The sequence below is a fragment of the Geodermatophilus nigrescens genome, assembly GCF_900129495.1.
Taxonomy (GTDB): Bacteria; Actinomycetota; Actinomycetes; order Mycobacteriales; family Geodermatophilaceae; genus Geodermatophilus; species Geodermatophilus nigrescens.
Genome location: NZ_FQVX01000003.1, coordinates 993723 through 1015043 on the forward strand (window position 1 = coordinate 993723; position 21321 = coordinate 1015043).

The window sequence follows — 21321 nt, forward strand, 5'->3', positions numbered from 1 at the left end:
GGGCCCGCCACCGGGCACGGCACCGCGGGCCGCTACAACGGCGAGTTGCCGGTCGAGGACGGCGGCAGGATGCGCAGCACCTTGTCGTCGTCCTCGGCGGGCGCGCCGATCCCGTCTCGGTTCGACGTGGTGATCCACAGCGCGCCCTCGCCGTCGAGGACGACGGTGCGCAGCCGGCCGTAGCGCCCGGTGAGCAGCTGCTCGGGCTCCTCGCTCACGGTGCCCTCGCCGTCGACCTGGACGACGGTCACCTGCTGCCCGTCGAGGGTGCCGAGGAAGACCGTGGTGCCGACGGCGGCGCAGCCGCCGAGCCCGCCCGCGGCGTTGTCCACCTCGAACACCGGCTCGATCGTGCCGCCGCCGGCGGTCGGCCAGCCGTGGTCGGTGCCCTCCGAGAGCTCGTTGAGCTCGTCGGGGCCGGCCGCCGACTCGTCGACGGCGTAGATCGTCGAGGGCAGGTCGGCGGTCGGGCAGATCGCGGTGACGTCGGCGAAGCCGCTGCTGAACACCGGCCCGGCGGCGTTGGACGGCCGCCCGAAGACGTCGATGCGCAGCACCTTGCCGCCCAGGGACGCCGGGTCTTGCCCGAGCGCCGGGTTGCCGGTGTCGCCGGTGCCGACCAGCAGCGTGCCGTCGGTGCTGAACGCCAGCCCGCCGCCGTTGTGCGTCTCGCCGCGCGGGATGCCGGTGAACACCGGGTTCGGGGTGCCGCCGATCGGGAAGCGGACGACGCGGTTGTCCGTCGCCGTCGACACGTAGGCGTAGAACAGCCCGTCCTCGTCGAACGTCGGGGAGAGCGCGAGGCCGAGCAGGCCGCCGTCGCCACCGGTGTCGACGCCCGGCACCACCATGAGCTCACGGGCCGGCGAGCGGTCGGGGAAGACCTGCAGCAGCCGGCCGGTCTCCCGCTCGCCGACCACGGCGCTGCCGTCGGGCAGCACGACCAGGCCGGTGGGCACGGTGAGCCCGGACGCGACGACGTTGGGGTCGCCGCCGGCCTGCCCGGAGCCGGGGTCGGCGGGGTCGCCGGGCGCCGGGGCGGGGGAGGACTCCGTGGGCGGGCCGACCTCCGGGGGCGCGCCCTCCGGCAGCGGCCGGAACGGGCCGCTGGGCTCGTAGCCCTCCTCGCCGCAGCCGGCGAGGACCAGGGTCAGGGCCACCGCGCACGCGGCGCCGGCCGCCCGCCGCCCCCGCTGCCGCCTCACCCGACCCACAGTACGGCCGGGCACGGTGCGGCCGGGTGGAGCGCGGCTGCCTACGCTCGGACCCCGTGGCACCCGAGATCCGCGGCACCGACATCGCCGGCCCCGACGAGACGCTGACCGTCCTCGTGCCCTCGCGCGAGATGGCCGACGCCGTCGCGGCCCTCGACCCGCGGGTGCGCGCACACGTCACCCCCGACGACGGCCCGCCCACGGGCGAGGCCGCGGCCGCGCGCGTGTGGGTGCCGGCCTTCGGCGGCGCGCAGCCGGACGAGGCGTTCCTCGCCGCGCTGCCCGACCTGCGCCTGGTGCAGCTGCTCAGCGCCGGCGCCGAGCGGTTCACCGGCCGGCTGCCCGACGGCGTCGTGCTGTGCAACGCCCGTGGCGCGCACACCCCGTCGACGGCGGAGTGGGTGCTCGCCGCCACCCTCGCCGCACAGCGCGGCCTGCCGGAGTTCGTCCGCGCGCAGGACGCCGGCCGCTGGGCGCCCGGCACCCACCGCTCGCTGGTCGGCGCGCGGGTGCTCGTCGTCGGCGCCGGCGACATCGCCCGCCGGATCGGCGCGATGATGTCCGGCTTCGACGCCGAGCTCACCTACGTCGGCCGCACCGCCCGCGACGGCGTCCACGGCACCGACGAGCTGCCGGACCTGCTGCCGTCGGCCGACGTCGTCGTGCTCATCGTGCCGGTCACCGCCGAGACCACCGGCATGGTCGACGCCGCGTTCCTCGCCGCCATGCCGGACGGCGCGCTGCTGGTCAACGCCGCCCGCGGGGTGGTCGTGGACACCGACGCGCTGGTCGCCGAGCTCACCTCCGGCCGGCTGCGCGCCGCCCTCGACGTCACCGAGCCCGAGCCGCTGCCCGAGGGCCACCCGCTGTGGACGGCGCCGGGGCTGCTGCTCACCCCGCACGTGGGCGGCGCGGTGCCGCAGACGCGGGCCCGCGCGCAGGAGACCGTCCTCGCCCAGCTGCGGCGGGTGCTGGCCGGCGAGCCGCTGACCGACGTCGTCGGCGACTACTGAGGGATCATCGGCGGACGTGGCTGTCCATGCGCGGATGCGGCTGAGCCGGGTCGCCCTCGTCCCCGTCGTCTTCCTGGCCGTCTGCGTGCTGCCCTTCGCCGCGGCCTCCCCGTGGGCCGCGCTCGTCCTCCTGCTGCCGCTGGCCGCCGCGGTGTGGGTGCTGCGGGTGGGCGTCGACGTCGACGACGAGGCCATCACCACCCGCGGCGTGCTCGGGCAGCGCCGCGTGGCGTGGGACGACCTGGCCGGGATCCGCGTCGTGCGCAACGCGCGGCTGCGGCTGGTCACCCGCGGCGGCGGCGAGGTGCGGCTGCCGGTGCTGCGCGCCCGCGACCTGCCGCGGCTGGCCGGCTGGTCCGGCGGCCGCTTCGAGGTGCCTCAGCCCCCGGCGGCCTGACCGGCGGCCTGACCGGCGGCCGGGCCGGCGAGCCGGGCCAGCCGCGCGGCGGTCTCGCTGCCCGCGGCCGCGGTGTAGACGACGACCTGCAGACCCGGCGCGTCGGCCGGCGCGAGCTGGTGGTGCTCGAGCAGCAGCGTGCCGACCTCCGGGTGCTCGAAGCGCCGCTCGGCGGAGGTGAACCGGTCGACGTCGTGGCTGGCCCAGCCGGCGCGGAACGCGGGGCTCGCCGCCTCGAGCCGGGTGACCAGGTCGACCACCGGCGGGTCGGCCAGCCGCGGCCCCACCTCGGCGCGGAACTGGGCGAGGAACCGGCGGCTGTCGGTGTCCCAGTCGCCGAGCAGCGCCCGTACGGCCGGGTCGGTGAAGACCAGCTCCAGCAGGTTGCGCCGGTCCGGGGCGACGGCGGCCACGCCGGGGTAGAGCCGCTCGTAGGCGCGGTTCCAGCCGGCGATCGTCCAGTCGGCGGTGATGGCGTAGGCGGGGGAGGGGCCCAGCGCGTCGAGCAGCCGCTGCACGTGGCCGGGCATGCCGTCGCCCGGGTCGCCGGGGGCGGCGCCGCCGTGGCCGGTCAGCCGCAGCACGTAGCCGTGCTCGGCCGGCGTCATGCGCAGGGTGGCGGCCAGCGCGTCGACCACCTGCCGGGAGGGCCGGATGTCGCGGCCCTGCTCCAGCCACGTGTACCAGGTGGAGCTCACGCCCGAGAGCAGCGCGACCTCCTCGCGGCGCAGCCCCGGCGTGCGTCGCGCGCCCCCGGCCGGCAGCCCGGTGTCGCGCGGGTCGAGCTGGGCGCGCCGGGAGCGCAGGAAGTCGGCGAGTTCACGACGGGCGGTGGCGAACAGCGCTCCTCCTCGGTGGTGGTGGCGGTACCAGTATCAGCGGCATCTGGGACGGCCCCCCGAACGCGCCTACCCTCGTCGTCCGTGACCACCGTGGACGAGCCCCGCACCACCGCCGACGTCAAGCCGCGCAGCCGCGAGGTGACCGACGGCATCACCCGGGCCCCGGCCCGCGCGATGCTGCGCGCCGTCGGCATGGGCGACGACGACTGGGAGAAGCCGCAGATCGGCGTCGCCTCGTCCTGGAACGAGATCACCCCCTGCAACCTCTCCCTCGACCGGCTGGCCAAGCGGGCGAAGGAGGGCGTGCACGCCGCCGGCGGGTTCCCGCTGGAGTTCGGCACGATCTCCGTCTCCGACGGCATCTCGATGGGCCACGAGGGCATGCGCGCCTCGCTGGTCAGCCGCGAGGTCATCGCCGACTCGGTGGAGACGGTCATGTTCGCCGAGCGGCTCGACGGCTCGGTGCTGCTCGCCGGCTGCGACAAGTCGCTGCCCGGGATGCTCATGGCCGCCGCGCGACTGGACCTCGCGAGCGTGTTCCTCTACTCCGGCTCGACGCTGCCCGGGAAGCTCGGCGACCGCGACGACCTCACGATCATCGACGTCTTCGAGGCCGTCGGCGCCTGCGCCCGCGGGCTGATCACCCAGGACGAGCTCGCCGCCGTCGAGCGGGCCGCCTGCCCCGGCATGGGCTCCTGCGGAGGCATGTACACCGCCAACACCATGGCCAGCGTGGCCGAGGCGCTCGGCATGGCGCTGCCCGGCAGTGCCGCCCCGCCGGCCCCCGACAGCCGCCGCGACGCGTTCGCCGTCGCCTCCGGCGAGGCCGTGGTCAACCTGCTGCGCAAGGGCATCACCGCCCGCCAGATCATGACCCGGGAGGCGTTCGAGAACGCCATCACCGTCGTCATGGCGCTCGGCGGCTCCACCAACGCCGTGCTGCACCTGCTGGCCATCGCGCACGAGGCGCAGGTCGACCTCACGCTCGACGACTTCAACCGGATCGGCGACCGCACCCCGCACCTGGCCGACGTCAAGCCGTTCGGCCGGTTCGTCATGACCGACATCGACCGCGTCGGCGGCGTCCCGGTGGTGCTGCGGGCCCTGCTCGACGCCGGCCTGCTGCACGGCGACGCGCTCACCGTGACCGGCAAGACCATGGCCGAGAACCTCGCCGAGATCGCCCCGCCGGACCTCGACGGCACGATCGTGCACGCGATGGAGAACCCGATCCACAAGACGGGCGGGCTGACCATCCTGCGCGGCTCGCTCTCGCCCGAGGGGGCCGTGGTCAAGTCGGCCGGCTTCGACGCCGAGGTCTTCGAGGGCACCGCGCGGGTCTTCGACGGCGAGCAGGGCGCCATGGACGCCGTCACCGAGGGCACGCTGCAGAGCGGCGACGTCGTCGTCATCCGCTACGAGGGGCCGCGCGGCGGGCCGGGCATGCGCGAGATGCTCGCCGTCACCGGCGCCATCAAGGGCGCGGGCCTGGGCAAGGACGTCCTGCTGCTCACCGACGGCCGCTTCTCCGGCGGGACCACCGGCCTGTGCGTCGGGCACGTCGCGCCCGAGGCCACCGACGGCGGCCCGATCGCGTTCGTCCGCGACGGCGACCGGATCCGGCTGGACCTGACCACCCGCACGCTGGACCTGCTGGTCGACGACGACGAGCTCGCCCGGCGCCGCCAGGGCTGGCAGCCGCTGCCCCCGCGCTACACCACCGGGGTCCTCGGGAAGTACGCCAAGCTCGTCGGCTCCGCGGCGAACGGCGCCATCTGCGGCTGAGACCCGGGGGAGTCCCCCCGATGGGGTGAGCGGCGGCGCCCCGCGCTGTTCCGGCCCGCCCGCGGTGCCGACACCGGGACTGTGGACAGACGGACCAGGTGGCTGCTCGCGGCTGCCGTGCCCGCCGCGGCGGCGTGCGTGCTCGCCGCGCTCGTCCCGCCGCTGACCCCGCTCGGCGACGCCGTCGCCGCCCTCGCCGGGGTGGCGACGGCGGCCGTGCTGTTCGCGACGAGCCGCTCGGGTGCGGCCGGCGACCGGCCGTGGCGGCTGCTCGCCCTCGCCCCGCTCTTCCCCGTCCTCGCGCTCGCGGTGGGCGCGGTCGTGCAGCCGGAGACGGTGCTGCAGCAGGTCGTCCTGCGCTGGCTGCCCACCGTGCCCGGCTACGCCGTCACCGTCGTGGCGCTGCTGCACATGGCCGGGCGCTCCGGCCTGCGCCGCACCTGCTCGCGCACGTCGCTCGAGCTGGCGCTGTTCGGCACCGCCGCGGTCGTGGTCATGCAGCTGCTGCTGGTCGGCCCGGGCAACAGCTGGGCCGGCCTGACCGTCGGCGCCCAGCTGGTGCTCGGCGCCGCCGTCGCCGCCACCGGCGCGGTCATGGCCGCCGCGCTCACCGTCCTCGGCTCCGTGGCGGCGCACCGCCAGGGGATGGCCGCCGTCCTGCTCGGCGGCCTGGTGCTGCTGTGCCTGGGCCGCGGCACCGCCACCTCCGCCGCGCTGCTCGGCGCGCCCCACCTCGTCGCCGCCACCCGGATCGCCGTGGTGCTCGGGCTGGCGCTGGTCGTGCTGGCCCGCCTCCGCGACGCCGCCGCCTCCTCCTCGACCGGCGCCGCCAGCGGCCGCGCCGTCCAGCTGCGGTCGGTCCTGCCCCAGCTCGCGCTCGTCGCCGTGGTCGGGGTCGTCGTCGGCCCGCTCGCGTTCGGCGTCCGGCCCACCCGGGTCACCCTCGCCGGCGCGCTGCTGTGCGTGGCCCTGTCGGCGGCGCACCGCTGGGTCACCGCCCGCGAGGACCACCAGCGCGGCGCCCGCCTGCGCTCGGACGAGGCGTACTTCCGCAAGCTCCTGCAGTCCACCCGCGAGGCCGTGCTCGTCCTCGACCGCCGGCTGCGCGTCGGCTGGGTCTCCGCGGCGCTGGCCGACCTGCTGGGCACCACGCCCGCCGAGCTGGCCGGCCGCGACCTGCTCACCGGTGGCACCGCCCGCCCCGGCACCGTCGACCCCGCCGACGCCGCCGCGCTGCGCCGGCTGCTCGCCGGCCCCGCCGGGGCGCCCGGCCTGCTGACCCTCCGCGTCCGCACCACCGACGGCGGCACCCGGCACCTGGAGGCGAGCGTCGCCGACCTGCGCGACGAGGCCGCGGTCGGCTCCGTCGTGCTGCACTGCCGGGACGTGACCGAGCGCGAGGCCCGCGAGCGCGCGCTGGCCGAGGTCGCCTACACCGACGCCCTGACCGGCCTGCCCAACCGGGCCGGCTGGGAAGCCGCACTGGCCGGCACGGGCGCCGGCCACGCCGTGCTGCTCGTCGACGTCCGCGGGCTCGACGACGTCCGCGAGCACGCCGGCCGCGACACCGTGACCACCGTCCTGGTCGAGCTCGGCCGCCGGCTGCGCGCCACCACCCGCGGCGAGGAGGTCGTGGCCCGCACCGTGGGCGGCACCTTCGGCATCCTCGCCGAGGGCGACGCCGACACCGCCGCGCTGCTCGCCGACCGCTGCCTCGCCGTGCTCGAGCAGCCGGTGACCACGCCCGCGGGCGTCTTCGACCTCACCGCCGACGTCGGCGTCGTCGTCGCCGAGGACGGCCTCGACGTCGCCGGGCTGACCGCGCGCGCCGAGCTCGCCGTCGCCGCCGCGCGCACCTCCGGCCGGGCCCGGGCCACCGTGTGGACCCCGGAGCTCGGCGCGGCCGCGGCCCGCCGGGACCGGCTGCGCGAGGACGTCGCCGGAGCCGCCGCGCGCGGGGAGCTGTGGCTGGCGTTCCAGCCGATCGTGTCGATGGGGGAGCAGCGGGTGACCGGCGTAGAGGCGCTGCTGCGCTGGCGGCACCCCGACCTCGGCGAGGTCCCGCCGCGGGAGTTCGTGCCCGTCGCCGAGCGGGCCGGCGTCATCGCCGACCTGCAGCGCTGGGCCCTGCGGGAGGCCACGACCACCGTCGCCGGGCTGCCCGCCGTCGACGGCGTCCCGCTGCGGCTGGGCGTCAACATCTCCGCCGCGCACGTCGCCGCCCGCACCCTGGTCGACGACGTCGCGGGCGCCCTGCGCTGCTCCGGCCTCGGGCCCGAGCGGCTGGTCCTCGAGATCACCGAGGCCACCGTGCGCGCGGCCGGCACCGCCGTCGACGGCGACATCGCCGCGCTGCGCCTCATGGGCGTGCACGTGGCCCTCGACGACTTCGGCACCGGCTCCTCGTCGCTGCTGCACCTGACCCGCCTGCCCATCGACGTCGTCAAGCTCGACCGCGCGTTCGTCTCCCGCGTGGACCGCGACCGGGACAGCCGGGCGCTGTGCGAGTCGATGGTCACCATCGGCCGCGCGCTCGGCCTCGACGTCGTCGCCGAGGGCGTGGAGACGCCGGCCCAGCTCGGCGTGCTGCGCGGTCTCGGCGTCGGCTTCGCGCAGGGCTTCCTGCTCGCTCGCCCGCTGCCGGCCGCCGACCTGGCGCAGGTGCTGCGCGAGAACGCCGGCGCGCTGTGGCCGGGGCTGGTCGGCTCCTCGGCCGGCCCGGCCGCGACCCTGATCGCCGGGGAGACCGCCGACTCCTCCGTCCTGCGGGAGGCGTCCGGTGCCTGACGCCGCCAGCCGCGCCGTCGTCGTCCTGCTCGCAGTCCTCGGCGCCGGCACCACCGCGCTGCAGCTGTCCGGGGCGCAGGAGGCCGGCCGGCTCGTCCCGGCGGCGCTCGCGCTCGGCTCCGGCGCTGCCGCCGCCGTGCTGGCCCGCCGCGCCGCCCGCCTGCCCCGGACCGCCCGCCGGCCCTGGCAGGCGCTCGCGGCCGCCGGCGCGCTGCTCGCGCTCGGCCAGGTGCTCGCCCTCGCCCGGCCCGACCGCGACATGAGTGCCGGCGGGGTCGAGGACCTGCCCGCCCTGCTCGCCGTCCCGGTCGCGGTGTCGGCCGCCGTGCTGCTCCTGCCGCCGCGGGCCGAGCGCCGGCTGGGCACCCGCGTGGTGCTCGACGGCCTCGTCGTCACCATCGCCGTCGCGCTGCTCGGCGACGTCCTGCTCGCCGACCTGCTGGCCGCCGTCCGCGGCCCCGCCGAGGGCCTGATCGCCGTCGGCTACCCGCTGGTGGGCGCCGTCCTGTGCGGCATCGGCCTGGTCACCCTCACCGCGGTGTCGGAGGACCGCCGCCGCGCGGCCGGCTGGCTGCTCGCCTCCTTCGTGGCGATGGCCGTCGTCGCCCTCGGCGGCGCGGCCGGCCGCACGGCCGAGGGCGCCGCCCCGGTCGCCGGGGTGGTCACCGTGCTCGCGTGGCTCGCCATGCTCGGCACCGCCCTGGGTGCGGCCGCCGCCGACCCTCCCGTGCCGGCCGCCGACTTCCCGCCGGGGTCCCGGCGGGCGCTGCCCCTGCGCGGCGGCGTGCTCGCCCACGGCGCCGCGACCGCCGCGCTGGTCGGGCTGACCGCCGGCGTCGTCGCGGGGCGGCCGCTGCAGGCCGCCGAGGCCGGCGCCGCCACCGTCCTGCTGCTGCTGGCCGCGGTCCGCACCCTGTCCTGGGTGCTCGACGCCGCCCGGCTCACCCGCCGCCTCGAGCGCACCGAGGGCTGGTTCCGCGCGCTGGTGCACAGCGGCGACGCCGTCACCGTCGAGCTCGACGCCGCCGGCCGGGTGACCTCGGCGACCGGCGCGGTCGAGGCCCAGCTCGGCCGCCCCGAGGAGGACCTCCGCGGACGCCTGCTCGTCGGGCTGCTGCACGAGGAGGACCGCGACCTCGTCGTCCGGGTCGCCGCGGCCCTGCGCGACGGCGCCCCCGACGGCCTGCCCGCCACCGGCCGGCTGCGCACCGCCGACGGCGCGTGGCGCGAGGTCGAGGTGTCCGGTGCCGCCCGCACCGGCGGCCGCCGCACCGGCGACGGGCTGGTGCTGCACCTGCGCGACGTCACCGAGCGCCGCGCCAGCCACCGCGAGCTCGAGCGGCTGGCCTACACCGACTCGCTCACCGGCCTGCCCAACCGCGCCCGGTTCATGGCCGCCCTCGACGGCGCCCTCGCCCGCGCCGGCCGCGGCGCCCGCGCCTGCGTGCTGCTCGTCGACCTCGACGGCTTCAAGGCCGTCAACGACCTCGCCGGCCACGACGCCGGGGACCGGCTGCTGGTCGAGGTCGCGGCCGCACTGCGCGCCGAGGCGCGCGGCACCGACCTGGTGGCCCGGCTCGGCGGCGACGAGTTCGCCCTCGTCGTCGACGGCGGCCCCGACGAGGCCCTCGCCCTGGCCGAGCGGCTGGTCGCGAAGCTCGACCGCACGAGCCGGCACGCCGCGCCGGGGGAGCCGGAGACTGCGGGCCCCGTGCTGCGGGTGTCGGCCAGCGTCGGCGTCACCGAGGTGCTGTCCGGCGCGGACGCCTCGGCCACCGTGCGGGAGGCCGACCTCGCGCTGCGCACCGTCAAGGCGCAGGGCAAGAACGGCGTCCGGGCGTCGGGGGAGGCCCTCGTCGAGGAGTCCGCCCGCCGCAGCCGGCTGGCCCGCGACCTGCCCGGCGCCATCGCCCGCGGCGAGCTGCGGATGGTCTACCAGCCGGTCGCCGGCGCGGAGGAGCGGCGCGTGCTCGGCGTCGAGGCGCTGGTGCGCTGGGACCACCCCGAGCTCGGCCCCGTACCGCCGGAGGAGTTCATCGGCCTGGCCGAGGACGACGGGCTCATCGTGCCGCTGCAGCGCTGGGTGCTCGCGACCGCCACCGCCGAGCACGCCCGCCTCGTCGCCGGCGGCCGCGACCTCAAGCTCGGCGTCAACATCTCCGTGCGCCACCTGCAGGCCCGCTGCCTGGTGGAGGACGTCACCCGCGCGCTGGAGGGCTCCGGCCTGCCGGCGCACCTGCTCATGGTCGAGGTCACCGAGAGCGTCCTCATGGACGACGACGAGCGGCTGCTGGCCGAGCTCGCCGAGCTGTCCGCGCTGGGCTGCGTGGTCTCCCTCGACGACTTCGGCAAGGGCTACTCGTCGCTGGCCTACCTCGCCCGGCTGCCCGTGCAGGTGCTGAAGATGGACCGCGGGTTCGTCTCCGGCATCGACACCGACCCGCGCGTCGCCGCCCTCGTCGGCAGCGTCGTCGACCTCGGCCGCACGCTCGGCATGGACGTCGTCGCCGAGGGCGTGGAGACCCGCGCCCAGCTCGAGGTGCTCACCGCGCTGGGCTGCCGCTTCCTGCAGGGCTGGCACATCGGCCGGCCGGTGCCCGCCGCGGACCTGCCCGCCCGGGTCGACGGGTTCGACCCGGCCCTGGTCGGCGGCCCCGAGGCGGTCGCCGTCCCGTAGCGGGCGCGGAGCGTCGTCCCAGGTTCCGCTCGACACGGTCCCACGGTGTGGGACGGGCTGGTTGACGTCCCGACGGCGGAGGCGCACAGTGTGGTCGTGCCCTCCGCCTGCCTGCTCCTCGTACTCGCCTAGCGCGCCGGTCGCCCGACCGACGCGCTGACCCCTCCGTGCCCGTGGCACGAGGGGTTTTTTGTTGCCCGAGCAGGCACCCGACCGCACCCTCCCTGCACGTCCGGCCCAGGAGACGCCCCCCATGACCACGACCCCGAGCGAGTCCGCCACCCGAGAGGCCGCCGAGGCGCTCACCGGTGTCGAGACGACGGCCCGCTCGATCGCCGAGTCCGCTCACCTGCCCGCGACCGGCATCACCGGCGCCCAGAGCCTGGTCCGCTCGCTCGAGGCGGTCGGCGTCGACGTGGTGTTCGGCATCCCCGGCGGGGCGATCCTGCCGGCCTACGACCCGCTGTTCGACTCCCGCGTGCGCCACGTCCTGGTCCGCCACGAGCAGGGCGCCGGCCACGCCGCCACCGGGTACGCGCAGGCCACCGGCCGGGTCGGCGTCTGCATGGCCACCTCGGGCCCGGGCGCGACCAACCTGGTCACCCCGCTCGCCGACGCCTACATGGACTCGGTCCCGATCGTCGCGATCACCGGGCAGGTGCCCAGCGCCGCGATCGGCACCGACGCCTTCCAGGAGGCCGACATCCGCGGCATCACGATGCCGATCACCAAGCACAACTTCCTGGTCACCGACCCCGCCGAGATCCCGCAGCGGATCGCCGAGGCCTTCCACCTCGCCGCCACCGGCCGCCCCGGGCCGGTCCTGGTCGACATCCCCAAGGACGTGCTGCAGGCGCGCACCGACTTCGCCTGGCCGCCGCGGCTGGACCTGCCCGGCTACAAGCCGACCACCCGCCCGCACGGCAAGCAGGTCCGCGAGGCCGCCGCGCTGATCGCCGGCGCCCGCCGCCCGGTCCTCTACGTCGGCGGCGGCGTGCTCAAGGCCTCCGCCACCGCGGAGCTCGCCGAGCTGGCCGAGCTCACCGGCGCGCCCGTCGTCACCACGCTCATGGCCCGCGGCGCCTTCCCCGACAGCTCGCCGCAGCACCTGGGCATGCCGGGCATGCACGGCACCGTCGCCGCCGTGACCGCGCTGCAGAAGGCCGACGTCCTCGTCGCCCTGGGCGCCCGCTTCGACGACCGCGTCACCGGCCAGCTGTCGACCTTCGCGCCCGGTGCCCTGGTCGTGCACGCCGACATCGACCCGGCCGAGATCGGCAAGAACCGCAAGGCCGACGTGCCGATCGTCGGCGACGCGAAGGAGACGATCGCCGAGCTGGTGACCGCCCTGCGCGCCGAGCACGAGGCCGGCCGGCGCGCCGACCTCACCGCCTGGTGGACCCAGCTCGACGACTGGCGCGACCGCTACCCGCTCGGCTACGACTGGCCCGAGGACGGCTCGCTGTCGCCGCAGTACGTCATCGAGCGGCTCGGCGCGATCGCCGGCCCCGACGCGATCTATACCTCCGGCGTCGGCCAGCACCAGATGTGGGCCGCGCAGTTCATCCGCTACGAGAAGCCGGGCACCTGGCTCAACAGCGGCGGCGCCGGGACGATGGGCTACGCCGTCCCCGCGGCCATGGGCGCCAAGTACGGCTGCCCCGACACCACGGTCTGGGCGATCGACGGCGACGGCTGCTTCCAGATGACCAACCAGGAGCTCGCCACCTGCGCGATCGAGGGCATCCCGGTCAAGGTCGCCGTCATCAACAACGGCAACCTCGGCATGGTCCGGCAGTGGCAGACCCTCTTCTACGAGGGCCGCTACTCCAACACGCGGCTGCACGCGCGCAACGCCGACGGCACGCCCAAGCCGGTGCGCATCCCCGACTTCGTCGCGCTCGCCGAGGCGCTCGGCTGCGTCGGCCTGCGCTGCGAGTCCAAGGACGACGTCGACGCCGTCATCGAGAAGGCCATGGCGATCACCGACGCCCCGGTGGTCATCGACTTCGTCGTCGGCGCCGACGCCCAGGTGTGGCCGATGGTCGCCGCGGGCGCCAGCAACGACGACATCCTGGCCGCGCGCGACCTGCGGCCCGTCTTCGGAGAGGACCAGGTCTGACGAAGGACCCCGTTCGTCCCCACCACTCGCACGCTCGCGGCGGGCCCCTGGAACGGGGCCGGACCGCGGATCGGAAGAAGGTCCCCCGATGACCCGCCACACCCTGTCGGTCCTCGTCGAGAACAAGGCCGGCGTCCTGGCCCGCGTCTCGGCGCTGTTCAGCCGGCGCGCGTTCAACATCGAGTCGCTCGCCGTCGGCCCGACCGAGAACCCCGACCTGTCCCGCATGACGATCGTCGTCGACGCGGAGTCCGCCCCGTTGGAGCAGGTGACCAAGCAGCTGAACAAGCTCGTCGAGGTCATCAAGATCGTGGAGCTCGACGGCGGCGCCGCCGTCCAGCGCGAGCTGCTGCTGGTCAAGGTCCGCGCGCCGCTGGCCGAGCGGACCACCGTGCTCCAGACCGCGGAGCTCTTCCGCGCCCGCGTCGTCGACGTCAACACCGACACGGTGACCCTCGAGGCCACCGGGACCCCCGACAAGCTGCAGGCCCTGCTCGCGGTCCTCGCCCCGCTCGGCATCAAGGAGATGGCCCAGTCGGGCACCGTCGCCCTGGGCCGCGGACCGCGCTCGATGAGCGGCGCCGGTACCTTGCGGCCGGTCGACCGCACCGCCTGACGAAGGACCCCCTCGCCCCCCACCGCTCGCGCGCTCGCGGCGGGACCCTGTGAGGGGGCCGTTCCATCCACTCACCTGAACCGACCGAAGGAGCACCACCGCATGGCCGCCGAGATCTTCTACGACGACGACGCCGACCTGTCGATCATCCAGGGGCGCACCGTCGCCGTCATCGGCTACGGCAGCCAGGGGCACGCGCACGCCCTCTCGCTGCGCGACTCGGGGGTCGACGTCCGGGTGGGCCTGCCCGAGGGGTCGAAGAGCCGGGCCAAGGCGGAGGCCGAGGGCCTGCGGGTCGTCACCCCGTCCGAGGCCGCCGCCGAGGCGGACCTGATCATGATCCTGGCGCCCGACCACGTGCAGCGGACCCTCTACACCGAGTCGATCGAGCCCAACCTGCAGGACGGCGACGCGCTGTTCTTCGGCCACGGCTTCAACATCCGGTTCGGCTACGTCAAGCCCCCGGCCGGCGTCGACGTCGCGATGGTCGCCCCCAAGGGCCCCGGCCACCTCGTGCGCCGCGAGTTCGAGAACGGCAAGGGCGTGCCCTGCCTCGTCGCCGTCGAGCAGGACGCGAGCGGGCAGGCCCTGCAGCTCGCGCTGTCCTACGCGAAGGCCATCGGCGGCAGCCGCGCCGGCGTCATCAAGACGACGTTCGCCGAGGAGACCGAGACCGACCTGTTCGGCGAGCAGGCCGTCCTCTGCGGCGGCGCGAGCGCGCTGATCACCGCCGGCTTCGAGACCCTCACCGAGGCCGGCTACCAGCCCGAGATCGCGTACTTCGAGTGCCTGCACGAGCTCAAGCTGATCGTCGACCTCATGTACGAGGGCGGCATCGCCAAGCAGCGCTGGTCGGTGTCGGACACCGCCGAGTACGGCGACTACACCTCCGGCCCGAAGGTCATCGACGCCCGCGTCAAGGAGTCGATGAAGGAGGTCCTCGCCGCGATCAAGGACGGCTCCTGGGCCGCCGCCTTCATCGCCGACCAGGACGCCGGCGCGCCGGACTTCAGGCGCCGCCGCGCCGAGGCCGAGGCGCACCCGATCGAGGAGACCGGCCGCAAGCTGCGCGGCCTGATGAGCTGGGTGTCGAGCTCCGACGACTACACCGGCACCGCCGCCCGCTCGTAACGTCGGCACACGGGAACGGCCCCCGCTGCCCGATGGCAGCGGGGGCCGTTCCCGTACGTGCGGGGATCAGTAGCTGATGCCGCGCGAGGCGTAGTACTGCCGGGCCTGCGGCTGGCGCAGCAGCGCCACGACGACGACCGGCAGGATGAACCCGAGCAGGCCGTTGGCCGCCGAGGCGCCGTCGCTGATCAGCGACAGGAGCAGCGAGATCACGTTGATCCCGATGGCCACGTAGCTGATGAGCAGCAGCAGCCGGGGCGACTTGCCCTGCAGCGTCTGGATGCCGCCGACGAGCAGGCCGACCGACAGCGCGGTCGACAGGAGCACGAGCAGCCCCACCACCGCGTTGATCTGGAAGGCCAGCGACAGGCTGATGATCCCGAACAGCGTGCCGAGGCCACCCCAGACGATGCCGACGACCGCGGCGCCGGTGACGACGCCCGGGCGCCTGCCGGCCGGCGCGCCGTAGGGGGAGGGGCCGCCGAAGCCGCCCGGCTGCTGGCCGTACGGCTGCGGCTGGCCGTAGGGCTGCTGGCCGTACGGCTGCTGGCCGTACGGCTGCTGCTGGCCGTAGCCGGGCTGCTGGCCGTAGGGCGGCTGACCCGGCGCGGGCTGGCCCCCGTAGGGGGAGTCCTTGTCGAAGCTGGGACCTGTCATGGGGTTCCTTCCGGGAGAGCCGGCGCGCCGGGTCGGCGGTCGGCGGCGGAGTGTAGGGGCCTGCGGGGGCCCGGGTCGTCGCCCGGGCGGGGGATCGGTGCAGGTCAGGGGCGCGAGGTCCGGCGCGGGAGGTCAGGCGCGGGGCCGGCTGAGGAACTCCCGGGACGCCGGCCGGTTGAGCAGCACGACGACGCCCGCGCCGGCCGCCGCCAGGACCAGCGGCCACACGGCGAGCGTGCCGTCCAGGACCGAGGTGACGACCCCCAGCAGCGACAGAGCGGCGACCGCCACCCCGCCGGCCGCGAGGAGGCGGCCGCCCCGCCCGGTCAGCGCCTGGACGCCGCCCGCCACGCACAGCACGGTGATGCCGAGCCAGACGGCCGCGATCGCGGCGAGGACGCCGTCGGAACGGGCCGCCGAGAACAGCAGCGCCGCGTACAGCAGGGCCCAGAGGCCGAGCAGGAAGCCGAGCAGCGTCGCGACGAGCAGCGGGGCCGGGCGCGGGACGGGACGCCCGCCCCGCCCCGGCCCGTCCCGGCCCGGCGTCCCCGCGGACATCGTCAGCGGCCGCGCCGGGCGCGGTGCGCGGCGAAGAACGCGGCGGCCGGCTTCAGCGACAGCAGGACGACGATCGCCAGCGCGGCGAGGAAGAACAGCAGGCTGGTGATGATCCCGCCGGCCCCCGCGGTGTCGGCGTCGGACAGGTTGCCGATGAAGCCGAGCAGGGTGAACGCCAGCGCGATCGAGCCGCCGACGAGGAGCATCACCCGGCTGCGGCCGGACAGCGCCCAGACCGAGCCCCAGATCATGACGACGGTCCAGATCAGCACCACCAGGCCGAAGGCCAGGATCACCCCGCCGACCGCGCCGGCGACGGCGCCGAAGCCGGGGATCTCGTCGTCGATCCCGTTGCCCGCACCGCTGGCCACGGCCCCGGCGAAGACCAGCAGGAAGCTCAGCAGCACGCCGATGGCGCCGAACACGAAGCCGAGGACCGCCGCCGTCACCACGCCGCCGGGCTTGGCCGGCACCGCGCCGGCGCCGTACTGCTGGGCGTAGCCGTACTGGCCGTACTGCGGGTCCTGGCCGTACTGGCCGTACTGCTGGGGCTGCTGGCCGTACCCCTGCCCGTATCCCTGCTGCCCGTAGCCCTGCTGGCCGTACTGCTGGGGCTGCTGGCCGTACCCCTGCTGGCCGTACTGCTGGCCGTAGGGCTGGGTCTGGCCGTAGCCCTGCTGCTGTCCGTACTCCTGGCCGTAGCCCTGCTGGCCCTGCTGCTGGCCGTACTGCTGGCCCTGGGGCTGCCCGCCGTACTGGCCCGCCTGCTGGGGGTCCTGGGAACCGCCCTGGCCGGAGGCCGAGGCCCCGCCGCTGTCCTTGCTGAAGTCGGTCATGGTCTCCTCCGGGTCGCCGGCCGGTGCCGGCTGGTCGCGGCCAGGATGCGGGGCACCCCTACCCACATCAAGCGAGCCACCCGGCGGGGGCCCGTGCTGGGGCCCGTGGGGCACCGCGTGCCCGCCCCGTGACCCCTCCCCGTGCCCGCCCCGTGACCCCGCCCGTGCCGGTGCCCGTGACCTGCGCGTCCCTAGGCTCTACCCCCGTGAACCGGAGCGCGCCCGTCGTCCTCATCGCCGAGCAGCTGGCGCCGAGCGTCCTGGAGGTGCTCGGCACCGACGTGGAGATCCGCCACGTCGACGGCGCCGACCGCGCGGCCCTGCTGCCGGCCCTCGCCGACGCGGCCGCGGTGCTGGTCCGCAGCGCCACGCGCATCGACGCCGAGGCCCTCGCCGCCGCCCCCGGGCTGAAGGTCGTGGCCCGCGCCGGCATCGGCCTGGACAACGTCGACGTCGCCGCGGCCACCGAGCGCGGCGTCCTGGTGGTCAACGCCCCGACGTCGAACATCGTCAGCGCCGCCGAGCACGCCGTCGCGCTGCTGCTGGCCGCCGCCCGGCAGATCCCGGCCGCCGACGCGTCGCTGCGCGAGGGCCGGTGGGCGCGGTCGCGGTTCATGGGCGTCGAGGTCACCGGGAAGGTCGTCGGCGTCGTGGGGCTGGGCCGCATCGGCCAGCTCGTCGCGCAGCGGCTGGCCGCCTTCGGCACCACGCTGATCGCCTACGACCCCTACATCCAGCCCGGCCGCGCCGCGCAGCTCGGCGTCCGCATGGTGTCGCTGGAGGAGCTGCTCCGCGAGGCCGACTTCATCACCGTCCACCTGCCGAAGACGCCGGAGACCCTCGGGCTCATCGGCGCCGCGGAGCTGGCCACCACCAAGCGCGGCGTGATCGTGGTCAACGCCGCCCGCGGCGGGCTGGTCGACGAGGCGGCGCTCGCCGACGCCCTGCGCTCGGGCCAGGTCGCCGCCGCCGGGCTCGACGTCTTCGCCACCGAGCCCACCACCGACAGCCCGCTGTTCGGCCTGCCCAACACCGTCGTCACCCCGCACCTGGGGGCCTCCACCACGGAGGCGCAGGACAAGGCCGGCACCGCCGTCGCCCACTCGGTCCGCCTGGCGCTGCAGGGCGAGTTCGTGCCCGACGCGGTCAACGTGCAGGCCGGCGGCGTCGTCGCCGAGGACGTGCGCCCCGGCCTGCCGCTGGCCGAGCGGCTGGGCACCGTGTTCACCGCCGTCGCCGGCGGGCTCGCGCAGTCCCTCACCGTCGACGTGCGCGGCAAGCTCGCCGAGTTCGACGACTCGGTGCTGCAGCTGGCCGTGCTCAAGGGCGTCTTCGCCGACGTCGTCGAGGAGCAGGTCACCTACGTCAACGCGCCGCTGCTGGCCGGGCAGCGCGGCCTGGAGGTGGCGCTGACCAGCGACGTCGAGAGCCCCGACTACCGCAACCTCGTCCGGGTGCGCGGCGCGATGGCCGACGGCCGCGAGGTGTGCGTCTCCGGCACCCTGTTCGGCAAGAACCAGGTGCCCAAGCTCGTCGAGGTCGACGGCTTCGACATGGACCTCGACCTGTCCGGGCACCTGCTGTTCTTCCTCTACACCGACCGGCCCGGCGTCGTCGGCACCGTCGGCGCGGCGCTGGGGGAGGCCGGGATCAACATCGCCGGCGCCCAGGTCAGCCGCACCACGCGCGGCGGCGAGGCGCTCATGGCCGTCGTCGTCGACAGCCCGGTCGCCCCCGAGCTGCTCGCCGACATCGCCGGCCGCATCGGAGCGCGCGAGGCCCGCTCCGCCGACCTCGACCCCCGCTGACCTAGGGTCCTCGCCATGCGCCTGGCTGTGATCGCGGGAGACGGCATCGGCCCGGAGGTCGTCTCCGAGGGCCTCAAGGTCCTCGGGGCGGTCGCCCCCGGCCTCGAGACGACGCCCTACGACCTGGGCGCCGCCCGCTGGCAGCGCACCGGCGAGCTGCTGCCCGACAGCGTGCTCGACGAGCTGCGCGGGCACGACGCGATCCTGCTCGGCGCCATCGGCGACCCCAGCGTGCCGCCCGGCATCCTCGAGCGCGGGCTGCTGCTCCGGCTGCGCTTCGAGCTCGACCACCACGTCAACCTGCGGCCGGCCAAGCTCTACGACGGCGTCCGCAGCCCGCTCGCCGAGCCCGGCGAGATCGACATGCTGTGCGTGCGCGAGGGCACCGAGGGGCCCTACGTCGGCAACGGCGGCGTGCTGCGCCGCGACACCCCGCACGAGGTGGCCACCGAGGTCAGCCTCAACACCGCGTTCGGCGTCGAGAGGGTGGTCCGCTACGCCTTCGAGCGGGCCACGGCCCGGCCGCGCCGGCACCTCACGCTCATCCACAAGACCAACGTGCTCACCCACGCCGGGTCGCTGTGGTCGCGGACCGTCGAGGAGGTGGCCGCCGAGTTCCCCGAGGTCACCGTCGCCTACCAGCACGTCGACGCCGCGTCGATGTTCTTCATCACCGACCCGGGCCGCTACGACGTCATCGTCACCGACAACCTCTTCGGCGACATCGTCACCGACGTCGCCGCCGCGGTCACCGGCGGCATCGGCCTCGCCGCCAGCGGCAACCTCGACGCCTCCGGCACCAACCCGTCGATGTTCGAGCCGGTGCACGGCTCCGCGCCCGACATCGCCGGGCAGGGCATCGCCGACCCGACGGCGACCGTGCTGTCGGTGGGCCTGCTGCTCGACCACCTCGGCCACGCCGACCTCGCCCGCAAGGTGAACGCCGCCGTCGCCTTCGACCTGTCCACCCGCGACCCGCGCGCCCAGGTGCGCACCGCGGAGGTCGGCGACCGGCTCGCCGCCCTAGCGGGAGGCTGACGGGGCTGAGCGGCGCGTCGCCGCGGGGTTAGACTCCGCGGCGATGCACGTCCCCGGCACCACCCTCATCATCGTCTAGCGCGCGGTCAGCACCCCCGACCGCGCGCCGACCTCCCGTTCCCGGGGGGTCTTCTTCGTGTGAGGGGCCTGATCGGCGTCGAACCCCCGGGAGAGCCCGTGGCCACCGACCTCGACACCGACCTGCACGTCTTCGACACGACGCTCCGCGACGGCGCCCAGCGCGAGGGGATCAGCTTCTCCGTCGCGGACAAGCTCGCCGTCGCGCGGCTGCTCGACGAGATCGGCGTCGGCTACATCGAGGGCGGTTGGCCGGGGGCGCTGCCCAAGGACACCGAGTTCTTCGCCCGCGCGCGCACCGAGCTCAAGCTGCGGCACGCGGTGCTCGTGGCGTTCGGCGCCACCCGCAAGGCCGGCGTCCGGGTGGAGGACGACCCGCAGGTGAGGGCCCTGCTCGACGCCGAGACGCCGGTGGTCTGCCTGGTCGCGAAGTCCGACGTCCGGCACGTCCGCGACGCGCTGCGCACCACGCTCGAGGAGAACCTCGCGATGGTCGCCGACACCGTGGCCCACCTCGTCGCGCACGGCCGGCGCGTGTTCGTCGACTGCGAGCACTTCTTCGACGGGTACGCCGCCGACCCGGACTACGGCGTCGCGGTGCTGCGGGCGGCGTTCGGCGCGGGCGCGGAGGTCGGCGTCCTGTGCGACACCAACGGCGGCATGCTGCCGATGGGCGTGGGCCGGGTCGTGGCCGACGTGCGCTCGCGGGTCGAGGGGCGGCTGGGCATCCACTGCCAGGACGACACCGGCTGCGCGGTCGCCAACTCGCTGGCCGCCGTCGAGGCCGGGGTGACGCACGTCCAGGGCACCGCCAACGGCTACGGCGAGCGGGCGGGCAACGCCGACACGTTCGCGCTGGTCGCCAACCTGGTGACCAAGATGGGGCTGCCCGTGGTGCCCGCGGAGTGCCTGGCCGAGCTGCAGCGGGTCAGCCACGCGATCGCCGAGCTCGCGAACATCGCGCCCGACGACCACCAGCCCTTCGTCGGGGCGTCGGCGTTCGCGCACAAGGCCGGCCTGCACGCCAGCGCCATCAAGGTCAGCCCCGAGCTCTACAACCACCTCGACCCGGCCGTCGTCGGCAACGACATGCGCATCCTGGTCACCGAGATGGCCGGCCGGGCGTCGGTCGAGCTCAAGGGCCGCGAGCTCGGCGTCGACCTCGACGGGCATGCCGAGGTCGTGGGCCGCGTCGTCGACCGGGTGAAGGTGCTGGAGGCCGACGGCTGGTCGTTCGAGGCGGCCGACGCCTCCTTCGAGCTGCTGCTGCGCTCGCAGCTCCCGGGTGCGCCGGCGCCGCTGTTCCGGCTGGAGAGCTACCGGACGACGGTCGAGCACTGGGGCAACGGCGTGGTCGTCAGCGAGGCGACGGTGAAGGTGCACCTGCCCAACGACGACGGCAGCTCCGAGCGGGTCATCAGCACCGCCGAGGGCAACGGCCCGGTCAACGCGCTGGACAACGCGCTGCGCCAGGCGCTGGTCGGCCGCCACCCCGGCCTCGCCGACGTCTCGCTGGCCGACTACAAGGTGCGCATCCTCGGCTGGAAGGGCGGCACGAGCGCCACCACGCGGGTGCTGGTCGACAGCACCGACGGCGTGGGGGAGTGGACCACCGTCGGCGTCCACGACAACATCGTCGAGGCCTCCTGGCACGCGCTGGTCGACGCGCTCACCTACGCCGTCCACTGCCGCTAGGCCTCCCCGGCCCGACAGCGTGCGCCGAGGTGCGGTCCCGGAGGCCCTGCCCGCACCTCGGCGCACG

The 21321-nt window shown here is 75.8% G+C and carries 16 protein-coding genes; 11 read left to right on the forward strand and 5 right to left on the reverse strand.

The window, feature by feature from the left end:
• Nucleotides 1–32: 32 nt before the first annotated feature.
• Nucleotides 33–1205, reverse strand: a complete 1173-nt coding sequence (locus BUE37_RS18410) for a PQQ-dependent sugar dehydrogenase (protein WP_083628845.1) — start codon at nt 1203–1205, stop codon at nt 33–35.
• Nucleotides 1206–1270: 65 nt separating this feature from the next.
• Between BUE37_RS18410 and BUE37_RS18415 the strand changes: the two genes are divergently transcribed.
• Nucleotides 1271–2227 (forward strand): 2-hydroxyacid dehydrogenase, encoded by a 957-nt coding sequence (locus BUE37_RS18415; protein WP_245794721.1) that lies wholly within the window; start codon nt 1271–1273, stop codon nt 2225–2227.
• A gap of 16 nt (nt 2228–2243) precedes the next feature.
• Entirely contained in the window at nt 2244–2624 is a 381-nt protein-coding gene (locus BUE37_RS18420) for a PH domain-containing protein (protein ID WP_073421759.1), read from the forward strand.
• On the opposite strand, the gene BUE37_RS18425 is transcribed toward BUE37_RS18420, so the two are convergent.
• Nucleotides 2606–3466, reverse strand: coding sequence for a helix-turn-helix transcriptional regulator (locus BUE37_RS18425; protein ID WP_073421760.1), 861 nt, complete (start codon nt 3464–3466; stop codon nt 2606–2608). The two genes, BUE37_RS18420 and BUE37_RS18425, sit on opposite strands and share 19 nt — an antisense overlap.
• A gap of 81 nt (nt 3467–3547) precedes the next feature.
• Here BUE37_RS18425 and ilvD point away from each other — a divergent pair, with 81 nt between their 5' ends.
• The 6 genes from ilvD (at nt 3548) to ilvC (ending at nt 14584) form a co-directional block, all read left to right on the forward strand.
• Nucleotides 3548–5251: a dihydroxy-acid dehydratase gene (gene ilvD / locus BUE37_RS18430; RefSeq protein WP_073421761.1), complete on the forward strand. Its 1704-nt coding sequence runs from the start codon at nt 3548–3550 to the stop codon at nt 5249–5251.
• A gap of 81 nt (nt 5252–5332) precedes the next feature.
• Nucleotides 5333–8038 (forward strand): putative bifunctional diguanylate cyclase/phosphodiesterase, encoded by a 2706-nt coding sequence (locus BUE37_RS18435; protein WP_139253036.1) that lies wholly within the window; start codon nt 5333–5335, stop codon nt 8036–8038.
• Nucleotides 8031–10715: a putative bifunctional diguanylate cyclase/phosphodiesterase gene (locus tag BUE37_RS18440; RefSeq protein WP_073421763.1), complete on the forward strand. Its 2685-nt coding sequence runs from the start codon at nt 8031–8033 to the stop codon at nt 10713–10715. Before BUE37_RS18435 ends, BUE37_RS18440 begins: the two co-directional genes overlap by 8 nt.
• 253 nt (nt 10716–10968) lie before the next feature.
• Nucleotides 10969–12837, forward strand: coding sequence for an acetolactate synthase large subunit (locus tag BUE37_RS18445; protein WP_073421764.1), 1869 nt, complete (start codon nt 10969–10971; stop codon nt 12835–12837).
• Nucleotides 12838–12925: 88 nt separating this feature from the next.
• Entirely contained in the window at nt 12926–13453 is a 528-nt protein-coding gene (gene ilvN / locus BUE37_RS18450) for an acetolactate synthase small subunit (protein ID WP_073421765.1), read from the forward strand.
• 102 nt (nt 13454–13555) lie between these two features.
• Entirely contained in the window at nt 13556–14584 is a 1029-nt protein-coding gene (ilvC, locus tag BUE37_RS18455) for a ketol-acid reductoisomerase (RefSeq protein WP_073421766.1), read from the forward strand.
• A gap of 66 nt (nt 14585–14650) precedes the next feature.
• Here the strand turns inward: ilvC and BUE37_RS24000 are convergent, their stop codons facing one another.
• The 3 genes from BUE37_RS24000 to BUE37_RS24005 form a co-directional block, all read right to left on the reverse strand.
• Nucleotides 14651–15241, reverse strand: a complete 591-nt coding sequence (locus BUE37_RS24000) for a hypothetical protein (RefSeq protein WP_073421767.1) — start codon at nt 15239–15241, stop codon at nt 14651–14653.
• A 132-nt stretch (nt 15242–15373) separates the two neighbouring features.
• Entirely contained in the window at nt 15374–15799 is a 426-nt protein-coding gene (locus BUE37_RS18465) for a hypothetical protein (RefSeq protein ID WP_073421768.1), read from the reverse strand.
• A 2-nt stretch (nt 15800–15801) separates the two neighbouring features.
• The gene (locus BUE37_RS24005) at nt 15802–16635 is read right to left on the reverse strand and encodes a hypothetical protein (RefSeq protein ID WP_175562912.1); all 834 of its coding nucleotides are present in this window, start codon (nt 16633–16635) and stop codon (nt 15802–15804) included.
• A gap of 206 nt (nt 16636–16841) precedes the next feature.
• On the opposite strand from BUE37_RS24005, the gene serA reads away from it, so the two are divergent.
• From serA to cimA, 3 genes are all read left to right on the forward strand, one after another.
• Nucleotides 16842–18443 (forward strand): phosphoglycerate dehydrogenase, encoded by a 1602-nt coding sequence (gene serA / locus BUE37_RS18475; RefSeq protein ID WP_073421769.1) that lies wholly within the window; start codon nt 16842–16844, stop codon nt 18441–18443.
• A 15-nt stretch (nt 18444–18458) separates the two neighbouring features.
• On the forward strand, nt 18459–19481 hold the full coding sequence (locus tag BUE37_RS18480; protein WP_073421770.1) for a 3-isopropylmalate dehydrogenase: 1023 nt from the start codon (nt 18459–18461) through the stop codon (nt 19479–19481).
• Nucleotides 19482–19658: 177 nt separating this feature from the next.
• Complete coding sequence (gene cimA, locus BUE37_RS18485) at nt 19659–21254, forward strand: citramalate synthase (protein WP_175562913.1); 1596 nt, start codon at nt 19659–19661, stop codon at nt 21252–21254.
• Nucleotides 21255–21321 lie beyond the last annotated feature (67 nt).